The following is a 12,181-nucleotide window of genomic DNA, read 5'->3' on the forward strand; positions in this document are numbered from 1 at the left end:
CTCAGGCGACGGGGACCCGCTCCCGGAAGGTCGCCCGGTAGACCGCCGGAGTGGCCCCGACCCGGCGGGTGAAGTGGTGCCGCAGCGCCGCGGCGTCGCCGAACCCGGCCTGCCCGGCCACCGCCTCCACGCTCAGCCGGGTCTCCTCCAGCAGGCGTCGGGCCAGCAGCACCCGCTGGTTGGTCAGCCAGTCGTGCGGGGTGGTGCCGGTCTCGGCGCGGAACCGCCGGGCGAAGGTGCGGGGACTCATGCCGGCGCGTTCGGCCAGTTCCTCCACGGTCAGTGGTCGGTCCAGGTGCCCCATCAGCCAGGTGAGCACCGGTTCCAGGGTCGGTGCCTCCGGCGCCCGGGGGATCGGCGCCTCGACGTACTGCGCCTGCCCGCCGTCGCGGTGCGGCGGGACGACCATCCGGCGGGCGAGCCGGGTGGCCACCGCCGAGCCGTGTTCCTGCCGGACCAGGTGCAGGCAGGCGTCGATGCCGGCGGCGGTGCCCGCGCTGGTCAGCAGCGGACCGTCCTGGACGTAGAGCGCGTTGCACCGGACCCGGGCCAGGGGATGGCGTTCCTGGAGGTCGTCGACGTACCGCCAGTGGGTCGTGCAGTCACGGCCGTCGAGTAGTCCGGCCTGGCCGAGCACGAAGGCCCCGGAGCAGACGCTGAACACGTACGCGCCCCGGTCGGCGGCCCGACGCAGCGCGGCCAGGACCGCCGGTGGGACCTCCGCGTCGCTGCCGTGGGCCGGCACGGCGACCAGGTCGGCCTCGTCGACCGGTGCCAGGTCGGCCGAGGGGAGCAGGGTGAACCCCGACGAGGTACGCACCGGAGCCCCGTCGACGCCGCACACCGCGAACCGGTAGCCGGGGAGCCCGTCGGCCGTCCGGTCGGTGCCGAAGACCTCACAGAGCACGCCCAGCTCGAACGGGGCGACCCGGTCCAGCGCGAGCACGGCGACGGTACGGAGCATGTGACCAGGGTAACGGCACGGGTGGCAGGAAATCGAGGAACGGTGGCAATCCTGCCACTGTTCCGGCTCCCCGGTCGGTCGCAGACTGGAACGGTCCGGTGCGCACCGGCGGCGAGAACGACGGACACCCACGGAAAGCGAGCGCCGCCATGGAATTCCTCCTGTTCCTCCTCTTCCTCCTCGCCCTCGCGGCCGGCTCGGTGCTCGGGCTCACCGCCGACAGCCGGGACTCGGCCGACTGGAAACCGACCGAGGACGGTCGCCGCTGGCGATCCCGGCCCTGCTGAACCGCCGGCCCGTCCACCGGACGGGCCGGCGGGTGCCAAGGTGCCGGCCGGGATACCGGAAAGGGCGGCCCCGCCGACGGCGACCGAGCGGCGTACGGCAGGCTAAGGGGCATGGCTGACGGCTCCTGGTACGACGCCGACATCGACCACGTGATCATTTCCGAGGCGCAGATCCGCGAGAAGACCGCAGAGCTGGCCAAGCAGGTCTCGGCGGACTACGCCGACGTCGAGGACGGGCTGCTGCTGGTCTGCGTGCTCAAGGGCGCGGTCATGTTCATGGCCGACTTCGCCCGGGCGCTCGGACGGCACGGCCCCCCCGCCGAGCTGGAGTTCATGGCCGTCTCCTCGTACGGCCAGGGCACCACCTCGTCCGGCGTGGTCCGGATCCTCAAGGACCTCGACCGCGACATCGCCGGCCGGCACGTGGTGGTGGTGGAGGACATCGTCGACTCCGGGCTGACGCTCTCCTGGCTGCTCCGTTACCTGGAGTCGCGGTCGGCCGCGAGCGTCGAGGTGGTGGCCCTGTTCCGCAAGCCCGACGCGGTCAAGGTCGAGGTCCCGGTGAAGTACGTCGGCTTCGACATCCCGACCGAGTTCGTCGTCGGCTACGGCCTCGACTTCGGAGAGCGTTACCGCGAGCTGCCCTACGTGGGCGTGCTGAAGCCCCAGGTGTACGCCCGGTCCTGACCGGCCCCCTCCGGGCGCTGCTGCCGGTGCCCCGAGCAGGCAGTATCGGCCGACATCGAGCGGACGTACAGCGCGCTCTCAGGTATCCGGACTACCGTGGTGGTTCGGTGACGTGGGAGTAGTCCCGCGACCGGGCCCGCCGACCACCGGTCGGCGGCCGGGAGCGGCGCCGACGTCACGCCGGCTCTCGCCCGGAACCCGGGTGGGTGGTGAGGGGCTGGCGGAGCCGACGGTCACGCCGTGTCATACCGGCGATGCGCGACTGCGGCCCTCGCGAGCTCACTCGTCGTCCACACGGTGTACCGTCGAATGACCGCGACGCGGCGATTACGCGTTTCGGGGTCGAGGCCAGCCCGAAGAGCGGCGGCTCCGGCCGCCGCCTCGGCGGCGAACAGTCATCAGACGGTCAGGACGTCGATCAGGAGGGTCCGGGCGCCTCGGCGCTCGACAACAGCATGGAACGTACGCGTTTCTTCCGCCGCCCGGTGGTCTGGATCATCCTGGTGATCGCCGGCGCGATTCTGCTCAGTCAGTTGTTCACAGGTGGACCTAGCTACCACAAGGTCGACACGTCGGTCGCGCTCGACCGGCTCAACACCGCGCAGATCGACAAGGTCGTCTTCCAGGACAAGGAGCAGACGCTCCAGATCGACCTGAAGGACGAGGCCAAGTTCGGTGACACCACCACCGACAAGATCGAGGCGCAGTTCCCGTACGAGGTCGGCGACCGGGTCTGGGAGCAGGTCCTCGCGGCCAAGGCGGCCAACCGGATCACCGGTCCGGCCGACACCGAGGTGTCGTCGGACAGCGTTCTCGTCACGCTGCTGGTGAACCTGCTGCCGATCGCCCTGCTCGTGCTTCTGCTGCTCTTCTTCATGTCGCAGATGCAGGGCGGCGGCTCCCGGGTGCTCAACTTCGGCAAGTCCAAGGCGAAGATGATCACCAAGGACACCCCGAAGACCACCTTCGCGGACGTGGCCGGTGCCGAGGAGGCCGTCGAGGAGCTGCACGAGATCAAGGACTTCCTGCAGAACCCGGCGAAGTACCAGGCTCTCGGTGCCAAGATCCCCAAGGGCGTGCTCCTCTTCGGTCCGCCCGGTACGGGTAAGACGCTGCTCGCCCGCGCCGTCGCCGGTGAGGCCGGGGTGCCGTTCTACTCGATCTCCGGGTCCGACTTCGTCGAGATGTTCGTCGGTGTCGGCGCCAGCCGGGTCCGTGACCTCTTCGAGCAGGCCAAGGCGAACGCCCCGGCGATCGTCTTCGTCGACGAGATCGACGCGGTCGGCCGACACCGGGGCGCCGGCATGGGCGGCGGCCACGACGAGCGCGAGCAGACGCTCAACCAGCTCCTCGTGGAGATGGACGGCTTCGACACCAAGGGCGGCGTCATCCTGATCGCCGCCACCAACCGGCCGGACATCCTCGACCCGGCGCTGCTGCGTCCGGGCCGGTTCGACCGGCAGATCCCGGTGGACGCGCCCGACATGGAGGGCCGCAAGGCGATCCTCCGGGTGCACGCCAAGGGCAAGCCGTTCACGCCCGACGTCGACCTCGACTCGGTCGCCCGCCGGACCCCCGGCTTCAGCGGCGCCGACCTGGCCAACGTCATCAACGAGGCGGCCCTGCTCACCGCGCGTAAGGAGCAGCGGGCGATCACCAACGACTCGCTCGAGGAGTCGATCGACCGGGTCGTCGCCGGTCCGCAGCGGCGGACCCGGGTGATGGGTGACCAGGAGAAGAAGATCACCGCGTACCACGAGGGTGGGCACGCGCTGGTCGCCTGGGCGCTGCCGCACGCCGCCCCGGTGCACAAGGTGACCATCCTGTCCCGTGCCCGGACGCTGGGGCACACCCTGGTGCTTCCCACCGAGGACAAGTACACCCAGACCCGGGCCGAGATGATCGACACGCTCGCCTACGCGCTCGGCGGCCGGGCCGCCGAGGAACTGGTCTTCCACGAGCCGACCACCGGTGCCGGCAACGACATCGAGAAGGCCACCGGGCTCGCCCGCGCGATGATCACGCAGTACGGCATGAGCTCGAAGCTCGGCGCCATCAAGTACGGCACCAGTGGTGACGAGCCGTTCCTCGGCCGCAACATGGGTCACGAGCGGGACTACTCGGACGCGGTGGCCGCCGAGATCGACAGCGAGATGCGGGCACTGATCGAGCTGGCGCACGACGAGGCCTGGGAGATCCTGGTCGAGTACCGGGACGTCCTGGACAGCCTGGTGCTCGAGTTGATCGAGAAGGAGACCCTCTCCACCGCCGACATGGCCCGGATCTGCGCCCGCGTGGTGAAGCGTCCGCCGATGGCCCCGTACAACGGCTTCGGCAAGCGGCAGCCCTCCACCGAGCCGCCCGTGCTCACCCCCGCCGAGCAGGAGGCGCTGAAGGCGCAGGCCGAGGCGGACGGTGTCCACGCCGCGGTCGGCGGCGGTGTCTCCTCGAACAACCTCGGCACCTCGTCGAACAACCTCGGCGCGTCCCCGAACAACATCGGTGGCACAGCGAACAGCTCGGACGGTACCCACTGAACACGCACGAACCGGCGGCCAGCCAGGACACTCCTGCGCTGGCCGCCTCGTCTACCGAACCCGACGGCGACGAGGCCCTGGACTACCTCGCCGCCCGACTGGTCAACGGCAAGCTCACCGGACGCCCGGTGGAGAACGCCGTCGACCTCGGCCGGATCGAGCGGGCCGTACGCGAGATCCTGATCGCGGTCGGGGAGGACCCCGATCGCGACGGGCTGCTCCAGACCCCGGCCCGCGTCGCCCGCGCGTACGCGGAACTCTTCGCCGGCCTCCGGGTCGACCCGAAGCAGGTGCTGACCACCACCTTCGAGGCCAACCACGAGGAGTTGGTGCTCGTCCGGGACATCGACGTGATGAGCCTCTGCGAGCACCACCTGCTTCCCTTCCGGGGCAGCGCGCACATCGGCTACATCCCCGGACCGGACGGCCGGATCACCGGGCTGTCGAAGCTGGCCCGGCTGGTCGAGGTCTTCGCCCGCCGCCCGCAGGTGCAGGAACGGCTCACCTCGCAGATCGCCGACCTGCTGATGGAGCGGCTCAACCCGCGCGGCGTCATCGTGGTGCTCGAGTGCGAGCACATGTGCATGGCCATGCGCGGCATCCAGAAGTCCGGTGCCAAGACGATCACCTCGGCGGTGCGCGGCACCCTCCAGCGTGACGCGAAGTCCCGCGCCGAGGCGATGGCCCTGATCATCCCCCGCTGACCGACGGCGACGGCAGGACTCAGCCGGCCAGCGCGACCACCAGGGTCCCGGCGGTGCTCAGCGCCGCCGGGACTCCGCACACCAGCAGGCCGAAGCGTGGGGTGCGGTCCGTCCGTCCCGCCGGGCCCGGACGGAAGAGCCGGCCCACGCCGGCCCTGCCCACCGTGAACGCCACCGCCGGCAGCAGCAGGCCGAGCAGCACCGCCGCCAGCGCGATCCGGGCCCCGGAACCGGTCAGCACGAGGACGATCTGGAGCACCGGCGTCACCAGTGCCATCGGCCCGTAGACCAGGAGGTTCCGCAGCCGGGCGGGCCACCCCTCCGACCGGGACGCGCGCCAGAGGCCGGCCACCGTCGCCCACCCGCGCGCGTCCAGCACGCCGTCAGCCGTGTCCGCGCACTCCCCGGCGGCCCGCAGCGCCGTCAGCGCCGCCGCCGGACCGGCCGCCATCGACCGGGCCGCCGCCGTCACCTCCGGAGGAGACGGCACCAGCGCCATCGCCGGTACGCCCCGCTCACGGAGACGGGACTGCTGTGCCGCCAGGCGGGCCCGTACCGCAGTCAACTCCTCCCGGGCGTCCTGGACCGACCGGGCCTGCGCGCCCGCGGCGGTGGCCGCGCCACGGCGTATCCCGTCGAGCTGCCGGGCGGCGGCGAGGTACTCGGTCCACGCGGCGGCGACCGGATCGGACGGGTTCTGCTCCGGTGCGGCCCGCTGCGGCGGCGCGCTCCCGACCCCGGTCATCCCGCCTCCCCGACTCCGCTCGTCCCGACCCGCCGTCCTCGGTCGTCCCGACTCCCCGCCCCCGGTCATCCCGACTCGCCGCCCCCGTCGGTGGCGAACGGCACCAGGACCGTGCCCGGCCCGTCCGGGCCCTCCCAGAGCAGCGCCCGCCCCGGCCGGGGCGACCACTGCACCGACCGGCCGACGATCGGCGTCAGTTGGCTGGCGGGCACGTCCGTCACCAGCACCGACGCCACCTTGCCCACCCCGTCCTCCGGGTCGAGCAGCGCACCGAACGCCGATGCCGAACGCCACCAGCCCAGCACGTGCCGTCCGCCCGGCGGGCCGTCCCGCAGCAGGGCCCGGAGCGGTCCGTCCGGCACGCCGCCCGGGCCGTCCGCCCCGAACAGCACCAGGTAGCCGGGGCGGTCGTCGTCCAGGATGGCGAGCAGACCGGACAGGTCGACCGTCTCGACGGTGTGCCGGGTGGTCAACTCGGCGGCCAGAGCCGCGGCGACATCCTCCGCGCTCCTGGTCAGGGCCGCGACGACGAATCGGGCGCGGTCGGACCGGTGGTGGGCGGCGACGCTCCGCACGGCGCTGGACAGCAGCGAGGCGGACTCCGGACCGCTACCGAGTACCACCAGGTTCCGACCGGCCGCCGGGACGAGCGGCACCGACACCGTCGTCCGGGACACGTCCACCGCCCGACCGAGCAGTGCGGCCGGGGTCCGGGCGCGGCCGGCCACGGCGGCCCGGTAGCACGGGTCGTTACCCAGCACCGGCCGGGCGTACCCGGCGAAGACCACGGGCGGCGACGACCCGGCGGGACGGGCCGCCCAGAGGTCGCGCCGCAGCGCGGCGAGCGTGGCCGGCTCGTCGAGCGGATCCGGGAAACGCACCATTCGCTCGTGCCCCCGGGTGGCACCGCGCGGACCACCGAGCCCGCCGGCGGTGTTGACCACCGCGCTGCCCACCGCCAGGCCGGCGGCGGCGTCGTTGGTCGGCTCCAGCACCGCGCCGCCGCCCGGCAACGCCACCCGTACCGGGAACTGGCCGAGCACCGAGTCCCGGGAGGCGGCCCCGGCACCGAGACCGAGGTCACCCTCCCCGGCCAGGACCAGATGGATCCCGTACGCCCGACCGGCGCGCGCCAGGGTCTCCAACCGGCCGGCGAGGTCCGTGCCGAGCCGGTCACGCTGCCCCGGCCGGTGTCCGGGGTGGCCGTCCCGGAACAGCAGGGACACGTTGTCGATCACGCAGACGATCCGGGGCATGGGGCGGTGCTGGCGTAGTTCGACGAAGCGCTGTCCACCGGCGCGGTGCCCCGCCTCCTCGCGGCGGCGCAGCTCCGCCTCAAGGTGACCGAAGAGTGCCTGCACGTACTCCCGGTCGGCCGCGAGCGCGGCCGTCGCGACCTGCGGCACCCACGACCGGTCCCGCCGCGTCTGGAGGAACTCGGTGAACGACTCGCTGTCGGCCAAGTCCACCAGATGCAGGAGCATCTCGTCCGGCCCGTACCGCGCAGCCAGGCCGAACAGCACGTTGGTCAGGAAGTCCGCCCGTCCGCTGCCCGGCCGGCCGCTGATCAGCCAGTGCGGGGTCAGTTCGGTGAGGCCGAGGGTGACCGCCCGTCCGTCCGCGTCCCCGACCACCGTGGCGAGGCCGGTCGCGGAACTCGCCTCCCAGCGGGGCGCGTCGGCCGGCGGCAGCAGGGTGGCGAGCGTGAGCTGGGCACCGGCGGCCACCCGGCGAGCCAGCCGGCGGCACACCGCCTCGACCAACTCGACCGGCGGATCCTCCTCGACGAGGACCGGGGAGTTCAGACCCGCCGGCGGTTCCGCGCCGGGGCCGGCGAACGAGGTGCCGGGCGGGTCGCCCAGCAGCGCGTACGCGTTCCGGATCGCGATCTCCGTCGCGTACGGCAGCGCCGGCACGCCGGTCCGGGCGGTGTCCCGTACCGGCGTCGAAACGGTCTTCGGTTCGGTCGCGTTTGCTCGTGACGTACCGCCCCGGGTGGTGCTGGTGGCGCTCGCCGGTGGGGAATGACCGGCCGGCGACGGCGGCCAGCCAGCGACGACCAGGTGCAGGCCAGCCTGGTGACCGCACCTGGCCAGGGCCTCGATCCGCGCCAGGTCGTTCGGCTCGGTTCCCGCTGGCAGCGCGGCGATCACCAGCAACATGGTGCGGTCGTGCCGGCGTTGACGGGCGGTACCGGAGGCCACCCACTGCTCGGCCTCGCTGAGCACCGCCCGCAGGCCGGCGGGATCGGTGGCGGGCGGGGGCAACAGACCGGCGTCGGCGAGCGACGCGAACCCGGCGAAGGTCCCGCCGGTCCGCTCCGCGACCGTTCCGGCTCCGGCGGCACCAGCGGCACCAGCCGGAGACACCCGGGTGCCGGATCCGGCGGGTCCTCCGGCAGGGCCGCCTGCCGGCTCGGTGGGGGCCCCTCCGCTGCCGTCCGAGGGCCCCGTCGACGCCGGTCCGCTGCCGCCGGTGGTCTTCGCCGGGACCGGGACACCCTGGCCGGTGGTCTTCGCCGAGCCCGGAAGGCCCTGGCCGGTGGTGGACACCTCGGCTGCCGGTCCGGTACCCGTGTCAGAAGGCGGATCGCCGTCCCGCGACAGGACGGACGGGTCGGACGTCACCCCGGCCATCCCGGGGGAGGACACACCCGGTACCGCGGGGGTGGGTGCCGCAGCCGACACGTGGAGCATCGTGCCGGAGCTGCCGTCCACCGCGCGTACCAGCAGGGACCCGGCGGGCGAGGCGGCCAGCAGCCGGAGCAGTACGGCACGGAGGAGCCCCGCGACCCGTCGGTCCCGGACGTCGGTGTCGATGACCAGATGGCCGGTGCCGGGCAGGGGCACCAGAGCCGGAAAGCGCGCGTCGTCCAGTGGAGCGGCGGTACCGACCCGGACGAAGGCGGGCACCTCGTCACCGGATGGCACGTCCGGGGTGAGCGACTCCAACGCGGCACCCGCCCAGCCCGGCGCCAGCACCTCGGCCGCGCGGCGGAGCCGGTCGGTCAGCTCGTACTGTCGACGCTGGTCGGCGGGAATCGGCCGGGTGTCGTCCAGGATGGTGGCGGCGGCGGTCGCGGTGGCGGCGGCACGGCGGTGCAGGGCGGCGGCACGGCCGGCGGACCCCTTGATGTCGGCCACCCCTCCACCTCTCTTTCCGAGGCCGGAAGAACCTCCCCGAGCAGAGACGGTATCCCAGGTCGGGGCGGCTGTCCGGGAGGTGCGACGGCGGTGCGCGCAGGGAGATCGCGAACCGTGCTCATCCGGCCAAGCGGGACGACCCAGGTGAAGATCGGCGGCTTCCGGGGCATTGGGCGTGGGGCATCCAGCCGATAACCTCAGGGGGTGGAATCGATGCAGCCCCCCGCCGGTTCCCAGGTGTCCCGCGTACCGGCACAGCGGACCCCGCAGGAGGACCTGGCGCCACCTCCCGTCCAGCCGGTCCCGGTGCCGCCGCGTCGCCGGCTGCGTACGGTTCTGACAGTGGCGGGCGTCGTGCTCACCGTGCTCTGCCTCAGCGGAGCCGTCACCGTCTACATCCTCTACAGCCGCGCCAGCGCCCCCGATCGCAGCGCCCCCGACGTCGTGGTGGACAACTACCTGCGTGCCTTCCTTGTGGACCGCAACGACGCACGAGCCGATCTCTTCACCTGTGATCAGGAGCCGGAGGGGGTAGCTGCATTGCGAGCACTTCGAGCCGACCTGGAAACCCGGGAGAAGCGCTTTGGGATCAACTTCTCTGTCAAGTGGGGTGGGCTTACGTTTCAGGAGAACGGAGAACAGGCAGAGGTTGCTGTTGACCTGACCATCTCTGCCTTCGTCGAGGGCGTCAGCCAGAGTGATCGGCAGTCCTGGCAGTTCATCACCCGCGAGGAAGGCGACTGGCGCGTGTGTGGCGCCGCGAAGGTCGGCTGATCGGGCTATTCGATCCAGAGCAGGTGGACGGGTACTTCGAGGGTGGTCGGGGGCTGACCGCGCCAGGCCCAGCGGTACCAGTCCAGTTCGGCGGTCACCCGCACACAGATGTCCCCGTCGGGCCCGGAGTAGGGCTCCGTGACGGCGCGCAGGTCACGGCGTTCGGTCGGACCAACAACGTGGACGACCCGCCGACCGGTCGCCGAGTCGGCCTCGAAGACCGGGGTGGGTGGCCGATGTGACGGCGCGTCCAGGGAGACCAGTCGTGGTGCCGGGGCGTGCGGGATGCCGGCGACCGGACGGTTTCCCAGGGTCTCCACCCAGACCCGTTCCACCGGGACCAGCGGAGCGAACACCTCTACCTGCTCGGACTCGGCCCGGTACCACTCGTTCTCGGGAATGACCGGAACGTATGTCCGGCTGTTCTGCACCACACGCTGATCAGCTCGCAGGTCTCCGCGCCAGCCCGTGCCGGGTAGCCCGGCCACGACCCGCCGTCCACGCAGGTCGACGAGGCCGGTCGCAGGCACCAACCGGATCGGCCGAGGCGGAAGCGGAGTCCAGTCGGGCTGACCGGCGAACGGGTCCGGAAGCGGGTCGGTCATCGGTTGGGAGGCCTCATGCCGCGCCCTTCAGGGGGGCACCTCTTTGTCTCATGAAAGGCACCGGGTCGATGGCCCCGTTGCTGCTCCGATCCTCGTTGACGTGCACCTCGTAGTGCAGGTGCGGGCCGGAGGAGTTGCCGCTGCTGCCCACCACTCCGATGACCTCGCCCGCCTCGACCACCTGACCTGGAACGACGAGGGGCTTGTAGAGCATGTGGCAGTAGCGGGTGATGTAACCGCCGGCGTGCAGCATGTCGACGAACCATCCGCAGCCGCCCTTGTTCGGCCAGCCGTCCTCGTTGCAGCTGAGCCGTTCCCGGTTGTCGGGGTCGCACTTGGCGATCATCACCCGGCCGCTGGCGGCGGCGCGGATCTTGGTCTCCTTGGGGGCGGCGATGTCCACGCCGTTGTGCTTGGGGCGTTCCGCCGTGCGGAATCCCGACCCGACCCCGCCCGGGATGGGCGCAGTCCAACCCGACGCGGCGATCTCGCCGCCAGCCGCCGCGTCGCAGACCTTCCTGCCGGAGATCTGGACCGTCCGGGCAGCTCCGCCGGCCAACGCGTCCACGATCCTGCTGGCCAGTTCCTCGTGCTTTGCGTACGCGTCCGGGAAGGCGCTGATCTGCACCCTCTGGGCGGCCACGGTCAACGGGAGCTGTTCCCAGTTGTCGACCTTGACCAGTTTCTCGTAGAACTTCCGGGCCGCGTAGGCGGGATCCATCCGCTGTCGGACGCTGCCCCATCCGGGGCGCTGCTGGAACAGGCCCACCGAGTCGTGGTCCCAGCCGATGCCTTCATGGGGGATGTCCTTGGAGGCCGCCACCGTGCTGTTGGCCAGGTTGAGCAGGCGGGACTCCTGCATGGCGGTGGCGACGGCGATCACCCAGGCCCGTGGGGGCAGTTCCATGTCCTGCCCGACCTTGATGATGACGGCCGCGTTCCGGAGTTGGCGCTCGCCGTACTGGCTGAAGCGGGGCATGTCCCCGGTCACGTCGACGGTGTTCTCCGTGCCGCAGTTCATTGCCGCCGGATTGATCATTTGATCGGTTTCGCCACCGAGTTCGGTGAGGAGGAACGCGCCGGCCCCGCCGGTGCAGCAGAGCAGGGCCATCGCTGCGGTCAACGCCGCTGCCAGTGCCCCGACACGCACCTGCCGTCCGGGTAGGGCCTTCCGGGTCGTGTCGCTCATGCCCGCTCCCAGTCCACCACGTCAACCAGCCAGCGTCCCTCCGGTGCCACGAGTTCCAGCCGCAGCTGCCCGGTGTCCAGGGGAACCAGTGCCTCGACCAACGACTCGGTCCGTGGTCGGAGCGTGGTCGGACCCGTGGTCCGTTGCGCCGGCACTCCGGCCGGGTCCGCCCCGGTCATCTTCTCGACCAGGACGGGTGTGGCGAGCGGCCGGATGGTCGCCAACCACTCGTCGCTGGTCATACCGCGACCGCCGAGCCAGGCTCGGACGAAACGGTCCGCGACCTGCTCCGGCTTCGGGGTGCCGGGACGGGTGACCGGGGAGGGCGCTGCGCCCGTAGCACGCACGCCGTCGTCCCCCGCTTCCGGATCCACCGTCGTGATCGGCCGGTCCGGACGGTTGCTGAGCCCGGCGGACGGGTCCACCGGGCCGGATACCAGCCGCGCCGCTCCGATGACCCCGAGGACCAGAACGCCGATGCCCAGCGCCACGCCGAGCCGGGACCGGAGGACCCGGGTCAGAAGGAACTCGATCGCCCGTCGCACG

Annotated in this window: 10 protein-coding genes and 1 pseudogene; 5 read left to right on the plus strand and 6 right to left on the minus strand. The window is 72.1% G+C overall.

What is annotated here, in order from left to right; genetic code table 11:
- Position 1: 1 nt before the first annotated feature.
- Positions 2 to 964, minus strand: a complete 963-nt coding sequence (locus QSK20_RS25880) for a GlxA family transcriptional regulator (protein ID WP_285791209.1) — start codon at positions 962 to 964, stop codon at positions 2 to 4.
- Between the two features lie 149 nt (positions 965 to 1,113).
- Between QSK20_RS25880 and QSK20_RS25885 the strand changes: the two genes are divergently transcribed.
- The 4 genes and pseudogenes from QSK20_RS25885 to folE all read left to right on the plus strand — a co-directional run bounded on the left by QSK20_RS25885 (position 1,114) and on the right by folE (position 5,179).
- The gene (locus QSK20_RS25885; protein ID WP_170107860.1) at positions 1,114 to 1,251 is read left to right on the plus strand and encodes a hypothetical protein; all 138 of its coding nucleotides are present in this window, start codon (positions 1,114 to 1,116) and stop codon (positions 1,249 to 1,251) included.
- Between the two features lie 111 nt (positions 1,252 to 1,362).
- Entirely contained in the window at positions 1,363 to 1,938 is a 576-nt protein-coding gene (gene hpt / locus QSK20_RS25890) for a hypoxanthine phosphoribosyltransferase (RefSeq protein WP_088981737.1), read from the plus strand.
- Positions 1,939 to 2,393: 455 nt separating this feature from the next.
- Positions 2,394 to 4,400 (plus strand): annotated as a pseudogene (gene ftsH / locus QSK20_RS25895) (ATP-dependent zinc metalloprotease FtsH); the annotation flags it as partial.
- 113 nt (positions 4,401 to 4,513) lie between these two features.
- Entirely contained in the window at positions 4,514 to 5,179 is a 666-nt protein-coding gene (folE, locus tag QSK20_RS25900) for a GTP cyclohydrolase I FolE (protein ID WP_285791249.1), read from the plus strand.
- A 19-nt stretch (positions 5,180 to 5,198) separates the two neighbouring features.
- On the opposite strand, the gene QSK20_RS25905 is transcribed toward folE, so the two are convergent.
- Positions 5,199 to 5,924 (minus strand): hypothetical protein, encoded by a 726-nt coding sequence (locus tag QSK20_RS25905; RefSeq protein WP_285791210.1) that lies wholly within the window; start codon positions 5,922 to 5,924, stop codon positions 5,199 to 5,201.
- A 65-nt stretch (positions 5,925 to 5,989) separates the two neighbouring features.
- Positions 5,990 to 9,067: an FtsK/SpoIIIE domain-containing protein gene (locus tag QSK20_RS25910; protein WP_285791211.1), complete on the minus strand. Its 3,078-nt coding sequence runs from the start codon at positions 9,065 to 9,067 to the stop codon at positions 5,990 to 5,992.
- Between the two features lie 213 nt (positions 9,068 to 9,280).
- Between QSK20_RS25910 and QSK20_RS25915 the strand changes: the two genes are divergently transcribed.
- Positions 9,281 to 9,841, plus strand: coding sequence for a hypothetical protein (locus tag QSK20_RS25915; RefSeq protein ID WP_285791250.1), 561 nt, complete (start codon positions 9,281 to 9,283; stop codon positions 9,839 to 9,841).
- A gap of 5 nt (positions 9,842 to 9,846) precedes the next feature.
- Here the strand turns inward: QSK20_RS25915 and QSK20_RS25920 are convergent, their stop codons facing one another.
- Genes QSK20_RS25920 through QSK20_RS25930 form a run of 3 tightly spaced genes read right to left on the minus strand, consistent with a single transcriptional unit; the run spans position 9,847 to position 12,180 of the window.
- Positions 9,847 to 10,446: a hypothetical protein gene (locus QSK20_RS25920; RefSeq protein WP_285791212.1), complete on the minus strand. Its 600-nt coding sequence runs from the start codon at positions 10,444 to 10,446 to the stop codon at positions 9,847 to 9,849.
- Positions 10,447 to 10,459: 13 nt separating this feature from the next.
- On the minus strand, positions 10,460 to 11,635 hold the full coding sequence (locus QSK20_RS25925) for a M23 family metallopeptidase (protein WP_285791213.1): 1,176 nt from the start codon (positions 11,633 to 11,635) through the stop codon (positions 10,460 to 10,462).
- A complete protein-coding gene (locus QSK20_RS25930) occupies positions 11,632 to 12,180 on the minus strand; it encodes a hypothetical protein (protein ID WP_285791214.1) in 549 nt (182 codons plus the stop codon). Before QSK20_RS25930 ends, QSK20_RS25925 begins: the two co-directional genes overlap by 4 nt.
- Position 12,181: the final 1 nt, after the last annotated feature.

The organism is Micromonospora sp. NBRC 101691 (assembly GCF_030269285.1).
Lineage (GTDB): Bacteria > Actinomycetota > Actinomycetes > Mycobacteriales > Micromonosporaceae > Micromonospora > Micromonospora echinospora.

Coding starts and splice junctions, on each gene's coding strand:
- QSK20_RS25880 (WP_285791209.1), bottom strand. CDS start 964: ATGCTCCGTACCGTCGCCGTGCTCGCGCTGGACCGGGTCGCCCCGTTC.
- QSK20_RS25885 (WP_170107860.1), top strand. CDS start 1,114: ATGGAATTCCTCCTGTTCCTCCTCTTCCTCCTCGCCCTCGCGGCCGGC.
- hpt (WP_088981737.1), top strand. CDS start 1,363: ATGGCTGACGGCTCCTGGTACGACGCCGACATCGACCACGTGATCATT.
- QSK20_RS25905 (WP_285791210.1), bottom strand. CDS start 5,924: ATGACCGGGGTCGGGAGCGCGCCGCCGCAGCGGGCCGCACCGGAGCAG.
- QSK20_RS25915 (WP_285791250.1), top strand. CDS start 9,281: ATGCAGCCCCCCGCCGGTTCCCAGGTGTCCCGCGTACCGGCACAGCGG.
- QSK20_RS25920 (WP_285791212.1), bottom strand. CDS start 10,446: ATGACCGACCCGCTTCCGGACCCGTTCGCCGGTCAGCCCGACTGGACT.
- QSK20_RS25925 (WP_285791213.1), bottom strand. CDS start 11,635: ATGAGCGACACGACCCGGAAGGCCCTACCCGGACGGCAGGTGCGTGTC.